This window comes from Paramicrobacterium fandaimingii (assembly GCF_011751745.2).
Taxonomy (GTDB): domain Bacteria; phylum Actinomycetota; class Actinomycetes; order Actinomycetales; family Microbacteriaceae; genus Paramicrobacterium; species Paramicrobacterium fandaimingii.
Genome location: NZ_CP061170.1, coordinates 1,113,984 through 1,135,006, shown reverse-complemented (window position 1 = coordinate 1,135,006; position 21,023 = coordinate 1,113,984). Strand labels below are relative to the sequence as shown.

Below are 21,023 nucleotides of genomic sequence, written 5' to 3'. Positions count from 1 at the left end.
CCGCGCGGCGCTGGATCCCCGGTCGATGAGCAATGCCCCCCGCGGCGCTACCAGGTGCCGACGTACGTGGACGCGGGAATCTCCGAGGGGATGCCGCGCTGACGCACGAATGGCAGACCACGACGCACAGCCAGCTCTACACGTGTACGCACAGACTCGCTCGCCAGCTCGTACCCGGCGAAGTCGGTGTTCGACGCGTAGACGCCGATCGGCAGGGTGAGTGCCTGAAAGAAGCCGAACAGCGGGCGAAACTGGTGCTCAAGAATCAGAGCGTGCTTCTCTCCCCCGCCCGTGGCAGCGAGCAGCACCGGTATGTCAATCAGCTCGTACTGCCCGACGAAGTCGAAGAGGTGCTTGAACAGACCGGTGAACGATCCACGGTAAACCGGGCTGCCCACGATCAGAAGGTCTGCCGTCTCAATTGACCGCAGCGCCGCTTCTGCCTTCGGCGACACCTGGTCCCTCGTGAGCGCACCGGCAAAGCCCGATCCGATCTCGATGAGCTCAATGACCTCAACCTCAACCGTCTCGCGCATCGCAACCTCATCGACGATTGCGCGGATCAGGGCCGTTGTCTTCGAGGGCTCGTGAAGGCTCCCCGAGACGGCGACCACCTTCAGAGGCGTTACATCTAGTTCAGGCATACACAGACGCTACGCTCGCGAGCGCCGCGGCGAAATCCCGCGTCGACATAAGTCGTAACGGATGCCGGGCGGCATCAGCCTGTCACCCGATCAGTCGCGAACGACAGCCTTCTCACCGGCGCGAATCGCCGTGGTCAGCCGGTTCTCAGCGGGCGGAAGCGGGCACACGTAGTGATCGGCGAACGCGCACGGCGGAAGGTAGGCGCGGTTGAAGTCGATCGTCACGCCGCCTTTCGCATCAGGCGCGGTGATCGGCAGAAAGCGAAAGCGATAGCTCTCGTCACCGCTCGTGCCGTCGCTGATCACGGCACGCAGGCCGCGCGGGTCCGTCGTCACGGTCAGCGTTGCGTGCTCGCCACCGGGCAGCGTCACGTCGACCCGGCCCGCGAGCGCGTCGGTTGACACGTGTCCGTCAATGGCCTCGACGCTCTGCGTTGCCCCGTCGCCGGCGTCGGTGAACTGCCCGGCGAGCACCCACGATTCGTCGGGTTCGAAGGCAGAGAGATCGCGGATGCTTGTGCGCGTCGTCGCGTCGGGGTCAATCAAGCGCAGCGCCAGTGCCGCATCGCGTTCGAAATACCGAATGCGCTTGTCGCCCCACTCGATGTCCTGCCCGGTCTCCAACGCGATCGACGCACCTTCGACGGTTCCGACGGGCCGCCCGTCCTGCAGAATCGTCTTGCCGTGCAGCGCCGGTGCTGTACCGACGATCGTCTCACCCGACGCCTGCCAGGTACCGGGAACGCCCTCGTACTCGAGCGGCTCGGCGGTCAGCCAGTGGGTCGCTACCAGCGATGCGAGCCCGAGTGGAGATGACGTGGCACGAACGCGAGATTCGTGCCAGTCCGCCCAGGCTACGGCGAAATCGTTGGTATCAGTCATGCTTCTCCTCGAATCTTGCCAGGCGCGATTGCGTGGGGTGCGCGCTCATGCACATCGCCCAGCCTATGTCAGCCGGGCGACGCGTGCATGACGTGTCAGTTGAGCTCGTCGGGGTGCGACCCACCGCGCTGGCCGCGCTCAAGGGCCGTGATCCCCGCCATCTCGTCATCCGACAGCGTGAAATCGAGAACATCGAAGTTCTCGGCAATGCGGTCGGCGTTGTTCGATTTCGGAAACACGATTGTGCCGTTCTGAATGTGCCAGCGAATCACGGCTTGCGCTGGCGTCTTGCCATGAGCCTCGGCGGCCGACACCACAGACTGCTCGTCGAACAGCGGGTACTTGCCCTGCCCGAGTGGTCCCCACGCCTCAATGTGGATTCCCTGCGATCGCGCGTATTCGGTGAGCTCGCGCGACTGCAGTGCCGGGTGTAACTCAATCTGATCGACAGCCGGAACCGTGTTGCTCTCGGCAAGAATGCGCTCGAGGTGCGGCTGCAGAAAGTTCGATACTCCGATTGAGCGTGTCTTGCCATCAGCCTTGATGCGCTCCATCGCCCGCCACGTCTCGGCGTACAGGTCACGCTGCGGTGCAGGCCAGTGGATCAGGTAGAGGTCGACGAAGTCGAGGCCAAGCTTCTCGAGGCTCGCGTCGATGGCGTCAAACGCCGACTGCGTTCCCTGCGCGTCGTTCCAGAGCTTTGTCGTGACGTAGAGCTCGTCGCGCGGAATGCCGCTGGCGGCGATCGCCCGGCCGACACCTTCTTCGTTGCCGTAGATGGCCGCCGTGTCGATGTGCCGGTACCCGGCCTCGAGCGCGTCGGTGACGATACGTTCCGTCTGCTCTGGGTCAACGCGAAAGACGCCGAAGCCGAGCTGCGGAATGTAGTGACCATCGTTCAACTGAATGGAAGGGACATACGAGTTAGCCATGGTTTTAGCTAACCACAATCGGATGCCGTCGCGACGGGTTCCGCGCAGGGCGAACGATCACCGCCCGAGGTCGAATCCCTCGAGTCCGCTGAACAAATCCGGCTCGTTCGGCTCGAGTGCTTCGACAGTCTCCGAAACGCTTCCCTGCCCGTCGAAACCAGGCCCTGACGGCACCGCGCTGCCGTTTTGGTAGGCGGTTGCTGCGGCGCGTGCGCGCACATCTGCTGCTTCGTTCATGTCGTGCCCTGCGTGGCCTTTCACCCACTCGAATGAGTAGTCGCGCCCGGCGATCGCCGCGTCGAGTTCGGTGAGCAGATCGATGTTCATCACCGGCTTTCCATCAGCTTTGCGCCAGCCCTTGCGCTTCCATCCCGGCATCCATTTCGAGATGCAGTTGATGGCGTACTGGCTGTCGCACAGAATGTGCAGGTGCTCGTCGGCAACGTGCGCTGTGGAGCGGAACAGATCGAGCACGGCCATGAGCTCGCCCATATTGTTCGTACCGTGCGGCCATCCGCCTGCTGCCCACGATGAATCGTCGATGTACCAAGCCCAGCCGGCCGGGCCGGGGTTGCCGAGCGCTGAGCCGTCAGCGGCAGCCGTGATCGTCATGTTTCCATCCTGTCACGAGCGCGGCATCACGCTTGCCCGTCCACATGCACTGCGCATTGAACCTAATTTCACGGTGTATGGACCCAGCGTAAAGAATCCGTTCCGGTTTCTTGGTTGCTAGTCTGCAAGACCGAGAAACACCGCAAGTAGTCGTTCGAACTCCACGAGTTCGGCAGCAGAGAGCCGCCCGATTCTTCGAGCGACGTTCGTGCGACGAACTGTAGTTATCTTGTCGATCATGACCCAACTCGCCGTATCGAGACCGCTTCTGCTACTCGACTCGATACGCAAGCGAAGCAAAGGGGCATCGACGCTCATGCTCGTCAGGGGACAGACAGTCACCGATTCTGTGTCGGCGAACCTATCGTCTTGCAATATCACTGCCGGACGAGGTTTGGTCGCGTAGACACCGCCAGCGACAGACCAGATCTCGCCTCGGTTCATTCGTCCCATTCCACGGAGATTGCTTCAATGAACTCTTGATCGTCTGAATGGCGTTCGGCTTCAGCCACTGACTGCGATTGCCGTCGCGCCTCCACTGCGAATTCTTCAGATCTCACATCTGGAACCCACATCTGAATCAGACGGAATCCTTGCGCCTTCATCCGTTCCCTATGCGCTCCAACTCGATCTCTCACGCCCATATTCAATTGTTACATGTAACACACGGTACGTCGAGAGTCGGGTCACCACGTAGCGCTACAGTCGCGATGTCGCGACAAAGACCTCGCCGTCACCAGACACAGACAATGCAGTCTCGTCCGGCGTGATGTACAGGGCTTGGCCCGCCCTCAGCGTGGCGGCCCCCTGCGCTCCCGTGAGGTCGACCTCGCCGCGCGTCACCACGGCGATCGCCGCCTTCTGCAGATCCACCGTCGCGTCGTTGTCGTGAACGCTCATGCGGTACAGCTCGAAATCGGGAACATCGGGGGCGAACAGATCAACGCCGTCACTCACACGCTTCGGCTCGAGATACGGCACGGGAACCGGCGTGAAGTTCAGCACGGTCAGCAGCTCGGGCACGTCGACATGCTTGGGCGTCAGTCCCCCGCGCAGCACGTTGTCGCTCGCCGCCATCAGCTCAACGCCGAAGCCATGAAGGTATGCGTGAATGTTCCCCGACGGCAGAGAGAGGGCTTCGCCGCGCTTGAGCGTCACACGGTTGACGAACAGCGAGACGACGATTCCGGGGTCTCCGGCGTAGTGCTCCGCGAGAAGCCGCACCGTGTCGACGGCGGGAGTGAGAGGAGCGGATGCCGCCACGTCGGTGACGGCCGACACCAATGCCGACACGTCCGAGCCGAGAAGGTACTGAATCACCGACTGCAGCACCTCGGCGTCATCACCATCGAGACGCTCACGCAGCCCGCGCAGCTCCGCGGCAGCCAGACCATGGCCGTTGTCGTCAGCAACCGCGATCAACGCATCGATGTCTGCCGCGGCATCCGCAACGGGCCGAAAGCCGCACAGCGCGTCATACGTCTCGCTCAGAGCCACGACGAGCTCCGGCTTGTGGAAGGCATCCTTGTAATTGCGGTGCGGGGCATCGACAGGAATCTCGGCGGCGTTCTCGCGGTCAAACCCCGCTTCGGCCTGCTCGGGCGACGGATGCGCCTGCAGCGACAGCGGTGTCTCAGCGGCAAGCAGCTTCAGCAGAAATGGCAGGCGTCCACCAGACAGGCCGGCGGAGTCCGGCTCGTGTGCGATCCACTCGGCAAGATCGGCATACCCAACGCCTGATCCCGCGAAGATTCGAGAGGGCGACCCGGGGTGCGCGCCGAGCCACAGCTCGGCTTCTGGCTCCCCCGATGGCGTGCGCCCTTGCAGCTCAGCGATCGCGGTCGTGGAACCCCACGCATACGGACGCGGGGTGTTCTCAATGGCAACGAACAATTCTGCACCTCACAGTCGACGCAGGCGCGCGAACGCATTCGGCAGCGCCAGGGATTGTTGTGTCCCCACAATCACGCCGGAATCCGGCACGGAGCACTTGCATCAACCTACCAACCGTTTCTCGCGCTCGCGATGCCACGCAATAAGCTCGCGAACACCGACGCAGCGATGCCTGCTGCACGGAACGACACTTCACGTAGGAGACAGCCAATGACGTTCGAACAACTCTCCGCCGATTTCTACGGCTTCTCGAGCCTGCTGAGCGACGCAGAGCGCGAGGCGCTCCAGCGCATTCGCGACTACATGGAGAGCGATGTTCGCCCCGTGATCAACGAGTACTGGGAGAAGGCAGAGTTTCCGAGCCACCTCCTCCCCGGCTTCATGGCGACCGACGTCGCCCGCTATGCCTTCCCCGAGACCACGCCATTCGAGAACTCCGCCGTGTTCCGCGGCTTCGCCGCCCTCGAGATGTCTCGAGTGGATGCCTCGATGGCGACGTTCATCGGCGTGCAGGAGGGGCTCGCCATGGGATCGATCGGCGCAACGGGTTCCGCTGAGCAGCGCGCCGAGTGGCTGCCGAAGCTGGCGTCGGGCGAGGTCATCGGAGCCTTCGGGCTCACGGAGCCCCTCTCGGGAAGCGACAGCGCCAAGGGCCTGCGCACGACGGCGAGGCGCGAGGGCGACGAGTGGGTCATCAACGGCTCAAAGCGCTGGATCGGAAACGCGACGTTCAGCGACATCACCATCATCTGGGCAAAAGACGAGGCAGACGGGCAGGTGAAGGGCTTCATCGTGCCCACATCAACGCCCGGCTACACGGCTACCAAGATCGAGCGCAAGATCAGCCTCCGCTCTGTCGAGAACGCCGACATCACGCTCGAGAACGTCCGCGTTCCCGACAGCCTTCATCTGAAGAACGCCACCTCGTTCCGAGACACGGCACGCGTGCTGCGGCTCACTCGCGCCCAGGTCGCCTGGTCATCCATTGGGGTGTCCATCGGCGCCTACGACGCTGCGGTCGCATATGCCAAGGAGCGTGAGCAGTTCGGCAAGCCCATTGCGCAGCACCAGCTCATTCAAGACCATCTGGCCCGCTGCCTCGGCAACATCACCGCGTCCATCGCCCTGTGCGTGCGGGTGTCGCAGATGCTCGACGAAGGCACGCAGCGCGATGAGCACTCGGCCCTCGCGAAAGGCTTCTGCACCGCCCGCATGCGCGAGACCGTCGCGTGGGCACGCGAATCCATGGGCGGCAACGGCATTGTGCTCGACTACGAGGCAGCACGCTTCTTCGCCGACGCCGAGGCGCTGTATTCATACGAGGGGACGCACGAGATGAACTCCCTCATCGTCGGGCGCTCGATCACGGGCCACAACGCCTTTGTGTAGCTGTAACTGTTCTCTGGCCAACGTTCAGCGGCCCGACGGGCACGCTGAAGCTCCTGAATGGCGGCATTTTCTCACAATGCGCATTGTAGGAAGATAACCACACCGCAGGTATCGCTCGTGCTCGCCTACGCGATCGCGGCCGTTCGGGCTTGCCCCATGGCAACGATGCGACGACCTTCTTTTTCCATTGATGTCAGCGCGGGAATCTCAAATGTCCACCAGTTGCCATCGCGATGTCGAGGAATGCTGATGATGGCGGCGGAATCAGAGTGTTCGTGTGACGCGCAGGAGTTACCTGACGCTAACGCGATAGATTGTAAGAATGAGCTCGCCCGTCGTCGCCCCGCCCGCGGCACTGTCCACTCGACAGCGAGTGTTCGCGGCTCTCGGCACCTTCGGTCTCGTCGTCGCGTTCGGAGGCGAGGGTATCCGCAATCTGGTCGGATGGCCCGCGTACGTCGCAATCGTCAGCGTCTACACCGTGGCAGCTCTGAGCATTATCGCGATAGCGCGCCCGAAAGTCTCGCGCCGCGAACTCCCGAAGACGCTCATCGGGTACCTTGTCCTCGCCCTCGCGTCCGTTGCGTGGTCGAACTATCAGGGCGCTACCCTCCTCACATTCCTCGGCACGGTCATGTGCACGGTTGCCGGTGTCTATCTGGCTCTCCTCTTCACCTGGCAGCAGGTGCTCACCCGGCTGGCGAACGCGCTCAAATGGATCATCGGGCTCTCGCTCGCCTTTGAACTGTGGGTCTCGCTCATCGTTCGCGACATGGTGCTACCGCTCTCGGGCGGCGTCTATGTCGGAGAAGAGCCTCCCCTGCTCGCCTACTGGTCACGCAACCTGCTCTTCGAGGGCGGCAAGATTCAGGGCATCCTCGGCAACTCAAACCTGCTGGCCATCTGCGCTCTGTTCGCGGTCATCGTCGTCGGAATCCAGCTTTCCATCGGGGCCGTCCGCGGCCGCTGGGGTTGGCTCTGGATGGCCCTGTCCATCGCCACGTTCGCCCTGACACGGTCGAGCACCATCATCGTTGCGGCCCTCATCGCCGCGGTGGCGCTTCTTGCCGTCGTCATCGCACGACGAGTGAGCGCGCGAGGGCGCACGACGCTCTACGCATCCGCCGCTGTCATCGTCGCGGCAATCGTTGCCTGTGTCTTTTTCTTCACCGACCAGCTGCTCGCGATTATGGGCAAGAGCGAAGACCTGACGGGTCGCACTGAGTTCTGGGCACGCGTCATCGACCGTGCGTCCGAGCGGCCATGGTTCGGCTGGGGGTACTCAAGCCCGTGGATCCCGGGGCAGCTTCCCCTTGACGATCCTCTCGTCCGCCACCACGTCGTGCAGCTTCACGCGCACAATGCCTGGCTCGACGTCTGGCTTCAGCTCGGCGTGCTGGGAGTCGTTCTCTTCGCCGCTCTCGTCGTGTCGCTGCTGTGGAGATCGTGGTTCGCCGCCATCGACCGTCCGCGATTCGACCTGCGCACCGATCGCCCGTACTCAGCGCTGTCGCTGCTCCCGCTGCTGTTCACCGTCGTCTTGCTTGTGCAGAGCCTCGCCGAGAGCCGCATTCTCATCGAATCGGGTTGGGTGCTCATCGTGCTGCTTGCGCTCAAGACGAAGCAAGAGCGAACCATCGTCGAAGACGAGCCACGGTGACGAGCCAGGGCGGAAGCAGCGGACGTGCCCCTCACCGGCTCGACGAGGTCGTGAGTTCCGCACCGTTCGCTCAGGCATTCACCGTGTGCGCCGTCGGAACCGTCTTCGCGATCCCCCTCATTCGCAACCTTCTCGGCTGGCCAGGCGTCGTTGGCGCGCTGTGCACCCTCGTTCTGCTCGCGGGCGTCGTTCTCATCGGCCGGCGACACTACATCGAGTGGCGCGGCTGGTGGCCGCTGTCGATCTTCGCGTTCATGGCCTGGTGCGCGCTCAGCTCGTTCTGGAGCGACTACACCGTCAACGGGTTCATCGGCCTCGGCTATCAGGTTGTTGTGGCGATCGTCGCATTGACCATCGCTCTGTCACGCGACATGATCCAGATCGTGCGAGCCGTTGGCGGCGTGCTCCGCGCGCTGCTCGCCACCTCGCTCATTCTCGAGATGCTCAGCGGAATCTTCTTCGACGTGCCGATCCCGTTCTTGAGCATTGAGGGAAACATCGCTCTCGGCGGGCCGATTCAGGGTATCTTCGTCACCCGAAACATGCTCGGTCTCATGACGGTCATCGCGCTCATCACATTCATGATCGAGTGGCGCACGCATTCCGTCGACCGCCCCATCGCCTACGGGTCGATCGCCCTCGCGCTGCTGTGTCTGCTGCTGTCGCAGTCACCCGTCAACCAGCTCCTGATCCTTGTGGTGCTCGTCGCAACGCTTGCCCTGTACTGGCTGCGCAAATCCACTCCTGAGCGCCGCACCGTCATCCAAGCGTTCCTGCTCACCGTGTCGCTTCTCGGCATCGTGGTCGTCTACCTTGCCCGCAACCTCATCATCCGCCTGCTCGACGCCGGCAGCGAATTCGGCGTTCGGTACCACCTCTGGCGCGCGACGTGGGACATCGTCAAAGACAACTTCCTCGAGGGCTGGGGCTGGATCGGCGCGTGGCGCAACGATACGTTCCCGTACGTGCTGATCAACATTCAAGTCGATCGCGTGCACGGCTCGGCCCTCAACGCGTATCTCGACGTCTACCTGCAGGTCGGGCTCGTCGGCATCTTCCTGTTCCTAATGCTGTGCATGTTCGCGTTTTTACGCTCGTGGAACCTGGCGTCGAACCGCCGCAGCCTCATCTATACCTGGCCGGCGCTTGTGCTCGTCACTCTCCTGGCCGGGTCAACGGCAGAGAGCCACATTCTCACCGGAGCTGGGTGGTTCCTATTGGTGGTCTGCGCCGCGAAGGCGTCGCAGTCGCAGAGCTGGAGACAGAAGATCGACAGGCGCCCGGCCGGGCCGGCGATGCCGCTAAACCACCCGGATCGCATGGCCTGATCGGCTACTTGTTCTTTGCCTTGTGAACCTCGAGGGCTTCGTCGACGGGTCCATCGAAGATCATCTTTCCCTTGCGGAGAACGATTCCACGTTTGCAGAGTCTTTTCACCGTTCCGGTGTCATGGCTGACTACGACCATTGTCTTTCCTGCGTCGATTAGCTCTTGGATCTTCTTATTGCATTTCTCACGGAACGGCGCATCGCCCACAGAGAGAATCTCATCAACGAGCAGCACATCGAGCTCCGTGTGAATGGCGACAGAGAACGCAAGTCTCATGAACATTCCGGATGAGTAGTGCTTGACTTCTTGATCGATGAACTCACGGATGCCGGAGAAATCAACGATGTCATCGAAGCGCTCGTCTGTCTCTTTCTCCGTCATTCCGAGAATTGCCGCGTTGAGGTAGACGTTCTCGCGGCCCGAAAGCTCGGGGTGGAATCCGGCCCCCACTTCGATGAGCCCCGCCAGACGCCCGCGGACGAGCACACGCCCCGCGTTGGGCTCGAGCACTCCAGAGATGAGCTTGAGCATCGTTGATTTTCCCGAGCCGTTGTGCCCGAGGATCGCGACAGACTCACCTTCGTCGATGGTGAACGAGACTTCGTCGAGCGCTTGGAACGGGCTTGACCCTACTTTGCGCCCGCGAATCTTGCCGATCACGGCTTCTTTCATCGAATGGCTGTGCCTAATAAGAAACGTCTTACGCACGTTCTCAACGATGATGCTGGGGCGTGTTGTGAGTGTACTCATGCGCTTACAGGTCCTGTGCGAAGTTGCGTTCGAAACGTCGGAAGACGAGCTGGCCGACGACAATGGTGCAGATGGCAATGACGAACGCGACAACCGCGTAAAGCGGTAGGAGCGGCGGCGGAAAGAGTGCATCTTCAGGTGGATTCGCTAGCGCACCTGTTGAAGTGGAGAACCAGAATGCTTGGTGGAAGAATTCAACGGCGACAGTCAGTGGATTGCACATATATATGTGGAGAAGCCACGCAGGAGCCTTGTCGGCAAGCATTGTCCAGGAGTACAGCACCGGGGCGGTCCACGTTGCGAACGTGCGGATGATCTCGACGAAGTTCTGCGCGTCGCGGAATGCGACGTTGAGGGCCCCGAAGAAGAGTCCGAGCCCGGTCGAGAACATCAGGATCAGCAGCATTCCGAGTAATGCCGCACCAATTCCCATGAGCGAAGGTACCCATCCCGTCAGAAGCGCAACGACGAGGAGAATCGCTACCTGTGGCAGAAAGTGTACGAACGCGACGATCACCGTGGCGACGGGGAATAGTTCGCGGGGAAGGTAAATCTTCTTGACGAGCGCCTTGTTGCTGACAATCGATGTTGTCGCATTGCTGAACGATTCGTTGAAGAGGTTGACGACGACAATGCCAGAAAACAAGTACACAGGGAAGTTGTCGATGCCGCGGGAGAGCCCGAGGATGTGCCCCATCACAAGGTAATAGACGAGGAACTGCGCTGCGGGCTTGGCATAGGACCACAGCCAGCCGAAAACAGAGTTTCGATACCGTGTGGTGACATCCTTTTTGACAAGCACCTTCAAGAGGTAGCGTCGCGTGAAGATGTCAAGCACTCCATGACCCCGTCCTGGGGTCCTGAAATCGCTCAAGTCAGCGTTTGTCAATGCATTTGCCAATGTCGTCGTGCTCTCGGGTTAAGCTCTAGGGCCAACTGGAATCATAGCGCTGTCTTCCTGAAATCATGCCTGTTGCAGAGTCCTGCCAGCGAATCCAGTATTTCTATACGGATGCCAGCACCTCTCCCTTCGGGGCATACGGCAAGCCCAGGTACATAGACGTCGCTCGATCCGAGTGCCTACACTGTTGGATATTCGGGAATCTGAAGTTGCGCTGAATCACGAAGTGGGCGAGGTAATTCTGGACGGTTTTCTCGGCGATCAAATGTCAGTGCCATGTGAAAGGTAATACCTATTGCGCCTAAAGGTCTCGCTTATAATCCCGACGTATAACACCGGCACCCGCGTCGCTCACATCGCCGAATGGCTGTCGGTTCAATCAATGCCGATGCATGACTACGAGGTCATTTTCGTCGACGACGGTTCGACTGACGCTACAGTTCAGCATCTTAACGAGACATTCAGCTCCCGGCCGAACACGCGCATCGTAGAGATCACGAATTCTGGCTGGCCGTCGAGACCAAGAAACGTTGGCATCCAAAATGCTCTCGGCGAATATGTCGTCTTTGTCGATCACGATGACGAGCTTTACCCGGATGGCATGAGGCGCGCCTATGAATACGCCAGTGCTGTCCAAGCAGACGTGCTCAACGCCAAAGAATCGAACTCGAAGATTGCGTCATGGGCCATGGATCTTTACGGGGCAAATAAAGAGGACGCGTCGGATCAGAGCTCGCCACATCCTCTCGCTCCAATGAACCCACACAAGCTGTATCGACGCGAGTTCCTGGTTGAAAACGGTATCCGGTTCAAAGAGGGACGTCGCGTCCTCTACGAGGATAATCTCTTCAACATCTCTTGTTTCGGTCACAACCCAAAAATTGCGGTAATGGCCGACACCCCTTTTTATCATTGGGTGAGAAATGGTGAAGAAACTGGAACGTCTTCATTTCGCAAAAGCTCCGATGAGTTTTGGGGCGCGATACGTAGCGTTCTGAAACACGCCGAATATATGCTCAGTGCTCCGGACCAAGCCGAAAAACTCGCGGTAATGCGCCTCTATCAGCACCGACTTCGCATAGCAGGGTATTTCAAACCCGGTTGGAACAAGAAGTCCCGCGAGCGCGTCGAACACGACCTCTCCCATATCAGGGATCTGGTCAGGGACCATCTTCCAGAGGAGCTCGATGCTCGATTACCAATGCCGCTTCGAGCCAAGATGTTCTTGTTTCGAGAAGGCAACCTCGATGCTCTTGAGCGATTGTCAGAATGGGATAGGACGCTGATTGGTCAGAACCGACTCGTCGCGTCCAATCTCAGTACCGCTGGCGAACTCGAAATCGAGGTTGAGACCAGTTGGCGTGATAACGAGGGTAACGGCCCCAGGGTGATTCCACAGGCTGACCGGCTAATTCGCGACCTCCCTGATCACTTGCGTTCGGCGCTCCCGACCGAGCTAATCGATGTGACCGCGGATGTCAACGCGTTAGACGTGAGGGTTGGCATACGCAATGACAAATCGTTTGTGACCTGGTGCCTTCCGACCGAAGCCCAAACAGTCGAAACAGGAATAGGTCAGGCCGGCAATGAGATCGTCGTCCGAACAAGATCCAACTTCAATGTTCATTCGGCGGCAGTCGGGCACAAACTTGATGAGGCGCTGTGGAACATCAACGCTTACACTTCTCTCTTTGAGCAACGGCAACAGCGGCAGGCCAGGACCTCCCTTAAGACGCGAGCTATATCAAGTTCGAATTCGCCCGCAGTATTAGAGGTCAAGAAACAGCGTGCCGCTTTAGATACGAGACCGCGTGCACTACGCGCTTACCTAAAGTCGTTGGCTACTGAAGCGAACGCCCGGAAACAAGCGGGGAAATGGTACCTAACGATTTCCTTTGCGCGGTCAGGTGTTGTCGATCGTGTACTTGTTGGTGCTGCTCGCAGTAACTTCGCGACCGCAAAAATAGCTCGTTTAGCAAGAGATCATATTTTCATGCGACGCGTATTGCGGTTAATTTCAGGTGCCAGATGGCGCACTCTTCCAGCGTCCGAGCAGAGCCCGACAATTCAGTTCAGATCAGTGCTCAGCCCGAGAGGGCGCCATGTAATCATTTTCGTGGATGGTGCGCCCAAGATAACTGACGTGGTCGTCCGTTGATCATTGCACTGAATGTCCTGGACGCGATGGTACGTACCCACGGCGGTCACCACAAGGGTTCATAGCGACGAGCAGAACGTTCAATAATGCAGTTGCCTGCATCCGCAATTGAGAGTTTGGAATAGCTATCTAATATGTTGCCGAGTGCAGAGTCCTGCCAGCCTTTCATGAAACATGGAAGCTAGGCTCGAAGTGGCTTTCCTGCCGATTGCCCAAAAGAACAGGAGTCACACGCCGCGCATGTGGACAGCACTGCAGAACGTTGTATTCCCGCTTGACCGCGACCCCGATGTCCTCCCCCTCTACGCGGACCCGGAGACCTGGACGACGATCGACGGCCAGAACGTCAAGGTGAGCAATCTCGCCCACATTGACAACGTGCTCTCTCGCACAAGCACTCAGGTGACTGCAGGACGACGCGTCTCCTTTGCGAGCTACTTCAATGCATTCCCCGCGTCGTATTGGCAGCACTGGACGAACGTGAAGCGGGTGCGGCTTGAACTGGCAACGAGGGGTTCCGGTACCGTTCTCGTCTACCGTTCGAATTCCCAGGGCGCGCAGCAGCGCGTGGAGTCACGGCGCGTGAGCGGCTCTGCGACGAGCAGGTTCGACCTCGCGCTCAAATCATTCGGCGACGGCGGTTGGTACTGGTTCGAACTTGAGGCCGACAAGGACAATCTCGTGCTTGAGCGCGGAACGTGGCTCACCGATGCCAAGCAGAAGAGCACGGGCAAGGCGTCGCTGGGAACGACAACGTTCAATAAGCCCGACTACTGCGTGAATACCCTCGATGCACTTGCACAGAGCCCTGAGGTGCTCGAGGTCATCGACAAGATCTTCATCATCGACCAGGGAACACAGAAAGTGGCAGATGAAGATGGCTACTCAGCCGTGGCCAGTGCGATTGGCGAACAGCTCGAGATCATCACACAGCCCAACCTCGGCGGCTCAGGTGGGTTCTCTCGATCGATGGCCGAGACGCTGAAACGCGACGACAGCGATTTTCTCATCCTTCTTGACGACGACGTGAAGATCGAGCCGGAAAGCATCCTCCGCGCTGTCGCATTTGCCCGTCACAGCAAACGCCCGAGCATCGTCGGCGGCCATATGTTCGACCTCCTGAATCGACCCGTTCTGCATGCGTTCGCGGAGATCGTCGACGAGAAGCCCTTTATCTGGCGGCCGCAGCATAAGGAGCTCTTCCCCCACGACTTCCGCAACACGAACCTGCGTCAGTCGCGGTGGATGCACTCCCGCATGGACGCCGACTACAACGGCTGGTGGTTCTGCCTGATCCCCAAGATGGTAATCCAAGAAGTTGGGCTGTCTCTCCCCGCATTCATCAAGTGGGACGACTCCGAGTACAGTCTTCGAGCACGCAGCAAGGGGTTCCCTACCGTCTCGCTCCCCGGAGTCGCCCTGTGGCACGTGTCGTGGCTCGACAAAGACGACTCGATCGATTGGCAGGCCTATTTTCACGCTCGCAATCGAATCGTCGCGGGGCTTCTGCACTCGCGATTCACGAAGAGCGGCGACCTTTTGCTTGACAGCTTCAGGCTCGACCTCAAGCACCTGCTGTCAATGCAGTACTACGCAGTAACGCTGAGACATATGGCACTTCGCGACATTCTGAGTGGGCCCTCTCACATGCATCAGCAGTTGCCATCGCAGCTCTCTGTGCTCCGCAATGCAGCGTCATCGTTTTCAGAGATGCAGGTGCTTCGCACCGACGATGAGACCCCGCCGACGAACCAAGGCAAACAGGTATTCCCCGTTCCACCCCCCCACTCTTCCGCGCCGGGACCACGCGGGCTCAGCCTTGCGCTGTTCACAGCCAAGATGACCGCGCGCCACTGGTTCACGAATCCTGCGGCCGCGAATCGCAAGCGACCGCAAGTTGAACTGGCGAAGCGAGATGCCACGTGGTTCAGGACGCCGCACTACGATAGCGCGCTCATATCTACCGCGGACGGCTCAGGAAAGTCGTGGTTTCAGCGTGATCGAAGCACCTTCCGTCAATTACTCACGGAAAGCCTCGCGCTCCACCGCAAGTTGAGAGGCGACTGGGTCCCGCTCAGCAAGGCCTACAGACATTCTCTTCCTCGAATAACGTCAGTGGAAGCCTGGGACAATACGTTTGGCAAATGATTACGCCCGCGTACTCTACAGTTCCCCGGTGACCTCGAATGTACAAAGGCTTTATAAGATATGTCTAACCATTTTGAAGAAGCCGCGCCGGATCGGCGGGTACCGAACTCTGGACAGATAGACTGGCGCTCAATTCTCTGAGCCTTAAATACGAGCTTCACACAGGAAACGGACTGAATTAAGGTATGCGAACAGCCCTCATCGGTTATACGGGTTTCGTGGGTTCCAACGTGGCCGCGCAGTTTGATTTCGACGATCTTTACAACTCGAAGAATATCTCCGACATTCGCGGGAAGAGCTATGACCTCGTCGTATCAGCCGGCAATCGCGCGGACTCCTTCAGAATCAACAACAATCAGGAAGACGACCTGCAAGAAGTCGACCAATTGGCCGACCACCTCGAAAAGGCATCAATCGGTGAGCTCGTACTGATGTCGACTGTTTGTGTATATCCGGGAAACACGGCACCCAACGAGGAGACGCCGCTCTCGCCGGAAGGCCTCACTCCATACGGGCAAAATCGGCTCCATCAGGAGCAACGATTGAGTTCCACATTCAAGACACGTTCGATTCGTCTTCCTCAACTGCTCGGCAACGGGCTCAAAAAGGGAATCATCTACGACTTGTCCAATAATTATCGCGTTGAGTTCATCAATCCGCAGGGACGTTTTCAATATTACGATATTCGGAATCTGTGGAGCGACATATCTCTGGCGCGCTCCAATGACATAGATGCATTGAATATTGCGCCGCCGCCGTTGACTAGTGCAGCGGTCGCCAAGGAATGTTTTGGCGTAGACATCGCACTGCAGACCCCACCAGGCCCGGAATCCGAATTCTCGAAAATGTACACGAAGGATATGAGAACTGTATTCGCTGACCTCTGGGGCGAGGATGGCCCATACATCATGTCGCGATCAGCCGAATTCTCTATGATTTCAGACTTCGTGACATCACAGTCAAAATGAAAGGCGCAGTATGAGGAAGAATTTCAAGGTCTCGGCTATCGTCAACTGCGCAGGAAAAGGAATCCGATTCGGCAGCAATAAGCTGCTCGTCGACGTTGGGAACCTTACAGTGCTTGAGAAAACTGTCCGTTGCTTTCTTCTCGATTTCATCGATGAAGTTATTGTCACGGTAAGTGCAGAGAATCACGACATCTACCGTCGGATTCTGATCGACGATGCAGGCCTTGATGTCCGGCTCGTGATCGGCGCTGAGGAAAGACACCTATCTGCCATGAACGGTCTCAACGCAACGTCTGGAGACTTCATCGTTGTACACGATGGGGTTCGACCATTTACAACTCCTGATCTCGTTACCTCGGTGCTCGACGCAGCAATCGAAAATGATGCCGCGATGCTCGGACTGCCGAGCACAGTCCAGGTCAAGCTAGTCAACGACGAAGAGTTCATCACGGGTTCTCTGGAACGATCACACAGCTGGCTCGGACAAACGCCTCAGGCGTTCAAACGCGAACTCCTTGAGACCGCATACGAGAAGGCGATCGCGGATAAGTATAGCCTTGTAAGTGATGACGCCGACCTTGTGGCAGAGTACTGCGGAACATCAGTGAAAATCATCTTCGGCAACGTCGACAACATCAAAATCACCACTCCGCAGGATCTTGAATTAGCACGTTTGATCGACGTTGAGCGCACCAACACCAGCAGCCGCGCACCATATTAATAGCATTCGATCTCAATGATGAAGATCAGCGTAATAGTTCCGACGTATAAGCCAGGTAAGGGTCTTGATCGATTACTTGGATCAATCGAAGCGCAAACTCTCGATGATCGAGACTTTGAAGTGGTGTTCGTTGACGACGGCTCGCCCGATGACACTATTAGTCGACTGCAACATTTAGAAGTTACACACGCGAACTTCCGAGTATTCCAAATTCCTAATTCAGGGTGGGCATCGGCGCCGCGAAACCGCGGTATCGAAGAAGCGCGCGGTGAGTACATTGCGTTCGTTGACCACGATGACTCCTTGTACCCGAACGCGCTACAGGCAGCGTACGATTTCGCAAGACTGAACCGTGCGGACGTGCTGAGTGGCAAAGAGGCGAGGACCCATGATGCTGCATGGGCAATTTCAACCTACACAGAAGATATTGGGAACGCCCGTCATCGCACGGAGATCAATCCTCTGATCCCAATGAATCCGCACAAACTCTATCGTCGAGAGTTCCTGAATCGACATGCAATACGATTTCCAGAGGGCCGCCGGGTTCTCTGGGAAGATATCTTCTTCAATCTCCAGGTACTGGCAAAAGCAGATGTCATAGGTGTGATGGCAAGCACACCGTACTACCACTGGGTACAAACGACGGGAAGTGGATCGACCAGCTTCCGTCGCAGTAACGAAGAGTGGTGGATCTCTTTGACGAAGGTTTTTGAAGCCATCCACGCTGAACTTGGAACGTCCGAGTTCGACCTCGAACGGAGACAGCTTTTACTGCACCAGTACCGATCGCGCGTTCTTGGAACATACAACCGAGAGTTCCATAAGCGGGCAGATGCTGAGCGTCAGATGGCGAATGATTACTGTCTGCGGCTCACGAATACGTTTGTTCCTTTTGACCTCGACCAGGCGTTGGACACCCGTGCACGTATTCGCGCCGATCTGCTAAGGGCCAGCAATCTAGAAGGACTCGAAGAATTCGCTATGTCAGACGTTGCCGCTGTTGGTGATGTTGCTGCCACCTCCATGTCGTGGGATGGGCCACACCTCGTCGTTGAGGCGACAGCGAAATGGGCTCGCCCAGATGGTAAAACCTGGGCTGAGCGCGGCGAAGACGGAGCATGGCTCCTCGCGGTAAAACCGTCTCTAAATCAATCCGTTGCTAGGTCTTCTCGAACACTCGAGAATGACTTGGACAGTGCTTCAGCGACGTTAGGGGTTCGGTCAAGGCGAGATCGGGTCGTCTGGATGATTCCGACCGAAGAGGAATCCAAGCTCGCGCTGAACTCGACCGGGACGACAGGCACTGTAAACATTCGTTCTCGACTAGACATTCGTGATCTTGCACTGGGCTCTCCACTGAGCGATGGTGCTTGGGATCTCAATGGCAGAGCAGAGCTCGGTGGAGGGATCCAACAGTCGGCACTCGTGAATACTGACCTCGCCAATAAGATCGGATTTATCAATGGACGAGTCGCACTGGCGTATTGCAACCGCGACGGGGCCTTGAGTCTCGATATCGGCGCAACTACGAAGCCGTTATGGCCAAATCTCAAATTTGGAAGAGCGGACACGTCCCGCAGAACGATCAACGTGGATCTGCCGGAGGTACATGTTTATGGAAAACCAATCGACATGCGGTTTCATTTTGTGCTTCGCAAGAGAAACTCGCTCTGGTCACGCGTTGTTCATAGCTACAAGCTCAATTACATGTTAGCCCTGAAGCCATTTTTGTCACGATTCATCCAGATTCGCACCGGGCGGCTGATATCGCAGGACGGGAAGGCTGTCCTTGAAGTTTTCCGGCCTCGTCTGCGCGGAACCTACGACCTTGAGATTCTTCCGTTTTCCGCAGTTGAATCACGCGAACAGCGCGAGAGCATGCCAGTGGATAAGCTGGAGTTACATATGGCCGACGTCGGCCCTACGTTAAGACGGGTTGGATTGCGCGAGTGACCACTTCACCAAAAGTTACAGTCGTCGTTCCAACATATTGTTCCGGTGAGCGCATATATAATGTTGTGAAGTCCTTGGACGCTCAGAATCTAACTCAAGCAGAGTTTGAAGTCCTCTACATCGATGATGGCTCGCCAGACGAAACAGCTACTGAGTTGTACCACATTGCGGCGACACGCCCGAATGTTCGCGTATTTAAGTTGGAGCATTCCGGATGGCCAAGTTCCGCGAGAAACTTTGGAATCGAGACCGCCCGCGGTGAGTATATCCTTTTCATGGATCACGATGACGAGCTTTATCCAGATTCACTAAGTCGCGGGTACGATTTCGCTTCGCGAAACTTCGCGGATGTTCTCAATGGGAAGGAAGCTCGGACCGACCAGCCCAAATGGGCTTTGGAGACCTACACTGCAGACTTTGATAACGCGGTCGACCGGGCGGATATACACCCGTTAGTTCCTACCAATCCCCATAAGTTGTATCGACGGCAGTTTCTTCTCGATTACGACATCCGATTCCCAGAGGGAAGCCGTGTTCTCTGGGAGGACGTGTTTTTCAATTTAGACGTCGCAAAGCACGCCAAAGTGGTCTCGACGATGACGTCGACTCCCTTTTACCACTGGGTTCAACACGGGAGCAACACGTCGCAGACGTTTACACGCAATCTTCGCGACTACTGGGCTGGGCTCAATGAAATTTTCGCCGCGACCGTAGTGTCTCTTGCCGAGCCAGGACTTGCCCAGCAGAAGTCGCTCATGCTTGCCTACCAATATTCCACTCGTCTCATTCCAGCGCTCGGTCCAGCATTATGGGAGAACGATGAGGGTGACGTCGAGTTCGCTCTTCTCACCGCACGCAATCTCATCAATGAGTATCTCCCCGAGAAATTCGATAGCGAGCTCTCCTCTTACGGCAGAGCTCGCGCGCGCCTCGTTCGTGCCGGTGAATTTGATTTGCTCAAGCAGCTTGTGAAAATCGATGCAGGCATGTATGGATTAGCGGTCTGCAATGACGCGGCCTGGCACAATAATGAGCTTGAGATTAGAAGTACCGCAAGATGGCGAACCTCATCCGGAAAGCCGCTCGCGCTAAGACTGGCCGACGACGGTCGAATCCTGCGTGTCCTGCCAAACGAGCTCTCCAACGTGCTCGGGGTTGACCTACTTGATGTGACAGACGATGTCTACAATGCGCGCACAACTATTGGAATCAAATCGAGAACAAGTAAGATCACCTGGCTGATTCCCACGACTCATCGAGTTGAAGTCCTCGGGTCACTTGGCGCACGGGCGGACGTCACTGTTCGCAGTACAGCCACGCTCAATGTTGACAACGCCGCATTCGGCGGCCCTCTGAAGCAAGGAACCTGGGACTTCAACGCGAAGAACGAACTTTTCGGCGTCGTCAATCATCGAAGTCTGAGAAGCGACAAAGTCACGACACCTGCCATAATTCACGGTCGGGCGATCGAGGCATATGTCAACAAGAACGGGATGCTCAGTCTCGATATGGATCAGCGCATCCGAACCATCGCCCGGCCGAATCGCAATAGACCAGTTCAGACAGTTTACTCCGGTTGGAAAGAGCTGAGTGTCAAGATTCCACTCAAGAAGCTGACTTTGAAGAGAACTCGCCTCGCTTGCAGCTTACAACTCGGCGATCACGACGTCATTCCCGCAGTGATCGAGAACCGTGGCCGCGGTAACTTCCTCTATGCCAGGATCAGTTCAACCCCCGGACGATATGCGATCAAAGTTGGGGCAAACCCGAGCAAAATGCACGATACTGGAATGTCGCTGGTAGTTCGCAGATTTGGCAGATCTGAACTTCGGAAGTCGACCGATTAAGTGAGGGGGTTCTCATCCCGAAGTCGTTCGAAGACAAGATCGTATAGCTCTGCCATACGCCTATTGTCACGCCGCATTTCGTTAAGCTCTGCTCGAAGGTCGCGAACCTGAAGCTCATACTTCACCAGCAGTTCTGCGACTGTCTCGCTTCCCTCGTCCAGTTCAGTCAACAGCGTCAAGTTGCGCATAGTCCTCGGTGCTAGCCGACGCACGAACTTCGCTAGGTACTCCTTCAT

At 58.0% G+C, this 21,023-nt stretch carries 18 protein-coding genes and 1 pseudogene; 9 read left to right on the top strand and 10 right to left on the bottom strand.

Annotation, left to right across the window (positions count from 1 at the left end; genetic code table 11):
• Positions 1-47: 47 nt before the first annotated feature.
• The 7 genes and pseudogenes from msuE to manA all read right to left on the bottom strand — a co-directional run bounded on the left by msuE (position 48) and on the right by manA (position 4,963).
• Positions 48-644: an FMN reductase gene (gene msuE / locus HCR84_RS05470; RefSeq protein ID WP_166983896.1), complete on the bottom strand. Its 597-nt coding sequence runs from the start codon at positions 642-644 to the stop codon at positions 48-50.
• 90 nt (positions 645-734) lie between these two features.
• Positions 735-1,526 carry a DUF1684 domain-containing protein gene (locus HCR84_RS05465; protein WP_166983897.1) on the bottom strand — a complete coding sequence of 264 codons (792 nt, stop codon included), beginning with the start codon at positions 1,524-1,526 and terminating at the stop codon, positions 735-737.
• Between the two features lie 95 nt (positions 1,527-1,621).
• Entirely contained in the window at positions 1,622-2,458 is an 837-nt protein-coding gene (locus tag HCR84_RS05460; RefSeq protein WP_166983898.1) for an aldo/keto reductase, read from the bottom strand.
• Positions 2,459-2,575: 117 nt separating this feature from the next.
• A pseudogene (locus HCR84_RS05455) lies at positions 2,576-3,070 on the bottom strand (ribonuclease H family protein); the annotation flags it as partial.
• Positions 3,071-3,187: 117 nt separating this feature from the next.
• A complete protein-coding gene (locus tag HCR84_RS05450) occupies positions 3,188-3,514 on the bottom strand; it encodes a type II toxin-antitoxin system PemK/MazF family toxin (RefSeq protein WP_166984147.1) in 327 nt (108 codons plus the stop codon).
• Positions 3,511-3,714, bottom strand: a complete 204-nt coding sequence (locus HCR84_RS05445) for an antitoxin MazE family protein (protein ID WP_166983899.1) — start codon at positions 3,712-3,714, stop codon at positions 3,511-3,513. Before HCR84_RS05445 ends, HCR84_RS05450 begins: the two co-directional genes overlap by 4 nt.
• 55 nt (positions 3,715-3,769) lie before the next feature.
• Positions 3,770-4,963 carry a mannose-6-phosphate isomerase, class I gene (gene manA, locus HCR84_RS05440; protein WP_166983900.1) on the bottom strand — a complete coding sequence of 398 codons (1,194 nt, stop codon included), beginning with the start codon at positions 4,961-4,963 and terminating at the stop codon, positions 3,770-3,772.
• 210 nt (positions 4,964-5,173) lie between these two features.
• Between manA and HCR84_RS05435 the strand changes: the two genes are divergently transcribed.
• The 3 genes from HCR84_RS05435 (at position 5,174) to HCR84_RS05425 (ending at position 9,340) form a co-directional block, all read left to right on the top strand.
• Positions 5,174-6,352, top strand: coding sequence for an acyl-CoA dehydrogenase family protein (locus HCR84_RS05435; protein ID WP_166983901.1), 1,179 nt, complete (start codon positions 5,174-5,176; stop codon positions 6,350-6,352).
• 322 nt (positions 6,353-6,674) lie between these two features.
• Positions 6,675-8,012, top strand: coding sequence for an O-antigen ligase family protein (locus HCR84_RS05430; protein ID WP_166983902.1), 1,338 nt, complete (start codon positions 6,675-6,677; stop codon positions 8,010-8,012).
• The gene (locus HCR84_RS05425) at positions 8,009-9,340 is read left to right on the top strand and encodes an O-antigen ligase family protein (protein ID WP_244972571.1); all 1,332 of its coding nucleotides are present in this window, start codon (positions 8,009-8,011) and stop codon (positions 9,338-9,340) included. Before HCR84_RS05430 ends, HCR84_RS05425 begins: the two co-directional genes overlap by 4 nt.
• A gap of 4 nt (positions 9,341-9,344) precedes the next feature.
• On the opposite strand, the gene HCR84_RS05420 is transcribed toward HCR84_RS05425, so the two are convergent.
• Both HCR84_RS05420 and HCR84_RS05415 read right to left on the bottom strand, forming a co-directional pair.
• The gene (locus tag HCR84_RS05420) at positions 9,345-10,091 is read right to left on the bottom strand and encodes an ABC transporter ATP-binding protein (protein WP_166983903.1); all 747 of its coding nucleotides are present in this window, start codon (positions 10,089-10,091) and stop codon (positions 9,345-9,347) included.
• A 4-nt stretch (positions 10,092-10,095) separates the two neighbouring features.
• The gene (locus HCR84_RS05415) at positions 10,096-10,929 is read right to left on the bottom strand and encodes an ABC transporter permease (RefSeq protein ID WP_244972570.1); all 834 of its coding nucleotides are present in this window, start codon (positions 10,927-10,929) and stop codon (positions 10,096-10,098) included.
• A 358-nt stretch (positions 10,930-11,287) separates the two neighbouring features.
• Between HCR84_RS05415 and HCR84_RS05410 the strand changes: the two genes are divergently transcribed.
• From HCR84_RS05410 to HCR84_RS05385, 6 genes are all read left to right on the top strand, one after another.
• Complete coding sequence (locus tag HCR84_RS05410; RefSeq protein ID WP_166983905.1) at positions 11,288-13,150, top strand: glycosyltransferase family 2 protein; 1,863 nt, start codon at positions 11,288-11,290, stop codon at positions 13,148-13,150.
• 240 nt (positions 13,151-13,390) lie between these two features.
• Positions 13,391-15,298 carry a glycosyltransferase gene (locus HCR84_RS05405; RefSeq protein ID WP_166983906.1) on the top strand — a complete coding sequence of 636 codons (1,908 nt, stop codon included), beginning with the start codon at positions 13,391-13,393 and terminating at the stop codon, positions 15,296-15,298.
• 218 nt (positions 15,299-15,516) lie between these two features.
• Positions 15,517-16,266, top strand: coding sequence for an NAD-dependent epimerase/dehydratase family protein (locus HCR84_RS05400; RefSeq protein WP_166983907.1), 750 nt, complete (start codon positions 15,517-15,519; stop codon positions 16,264-16,266).
• Positions 16,267-16,276: 10 nt separating this feature from the next.
• Positions 16,277-16,987, top strand: coding sequence for an IspD/TarI family cytidylyltransferase (locus tag HCR84_RS05395; protein ID WP_166983908.1), 711 nt, complete (start codon positions 16,277-16,279; stop codon positions 16,985-16,987).
• Positions 16,988-17,002: 15 nt separating this feature from the next.
• Positions 17,003-18,940, top strand: coding sequence for a glycosyltransferase family 2 protein (locus tag HCR84_RS05390; protein WP_166983909.1), 1,938 nt, complete (start codon positions 17,003-17,005; stop codon positions 18,938-18,940).
• Entirely contained in the window at positions 18,937-20,787 is a 1,851-nt protein-coding gene (locus tag HCR84_RS05385; RefSeq protein WP_166983910.1) for a glycosyltransferase family 2 protein, read from the top strand. The genes HCR84_RS05390 and HCR84_RS05385 overlap by 4 nt, the downstream gene beginning before the upstream one ends.
• Here the strand turns inward: HCR84_RS05385 and HCR84_RS17795 are convergent.
• Positions 20,784-20,975 carry a DUF6752 domain-containing protein gene (locus HCR84_RS17795; RefSeq protein WP_350339447.1) on the bottom strand — a complete coding sequence of 64 codons (192 nt, stop codon included), beginning with the start codon at positions 20,973-20,975 and terminating at the stop codon, positions 20,784-20,786. The genes HCR84_RS05385 and HCR84_RS17795 overlap by 4 nt on opposite strands.
• Positions 20,976-21,023 lie beyond the last annotated feature (48 nt).

Bases quoted from the DNA above. Each gene is read 5' to 3' on its own strand.
- HCR84_RS05460 (WP_166983898.1), bottom strand. From the start codon at position 2,458: ATGGCTAACTCGTATGTCCCTTCCATTCAGTTGAACGATGGTCACTAC.
- HCR84_RS17795 (WP_350339447.1), bottom strand. From the start codon at position 20,975: ATGCGCAACTTGACGCTGTTGACTGAACTGGACGAGGGAAGCGAGACA.
- HCR84_RS05435 (WP_166983901.1), top strand. From the start codon at position 5,174: ATGACGTTCGAACAACTCTCCGCCGATTTCTACGGCTTCTCGAGCCTG.
- HCR84_RS05405 (WP_166983906.1), top strand. From the start codon at position 13,391: ATGTGGACAGCACTGCAGAACGTTGTATTCCCGCTTGACCGCGACCCC.
- HCR84_RS05430 (WP_166983902.1), top strand. From the start codon at position 6,675: ATGAGCTCGCCCGTCGTCGCCCCGCCCGCGGCACTGTCCACTCGACAG.
- HCR84_RS05465 (WP_166983897.1), bottom strand. From the start codon at position 1,526: ATGACTGATACCAACGATTTCGCCGTAGCCTGGGCGGACTGGCACGAA.
- HCR84_RS05450 (WP_166984147.1), bottom strand. From the start codon at position 3,514: ATGAACCGAGGCGAGATCTGGTCTGTCGCTGGCGGTGTCTACGCGACC.
- HCR84_RS05445 (WP_166983899.1), bottom strand. From the start codon at position 3,714: ATGGGCGTGAGAGATCGAGTTGGAGCGCATAGGGAACGGATGAAGGCG.
- HCR84_RS05390 (WP_166983909.1), top strand. From the start codon at position 17,003: ATGATGAAGATCAGCGTAATAGTTCCGACGTATAAGCCAGGTAAGGGT.
- HCR84_RS05420 (WP_166983903.1), bottom strand. From the start codon at position 10,091: ATGAGTACACTCACAACACGCCCCAGCATCATCGTTGAGAACGTGCGT.
- HCR84_RS05395 (WP_166983908.1), top strand. From the start codon at position 16,277: ATGAGGAAGAATTTCAAGGTCTCGGCTATCGTCAACTGCGCAGGAAAA.
- msuE (WP_166983896.1), bottom strand. From the start codon at position 644: ATGCCTGAACTAGATGTAACGCCTCTGAAGGTGGTCGCCGTCTCGGGG.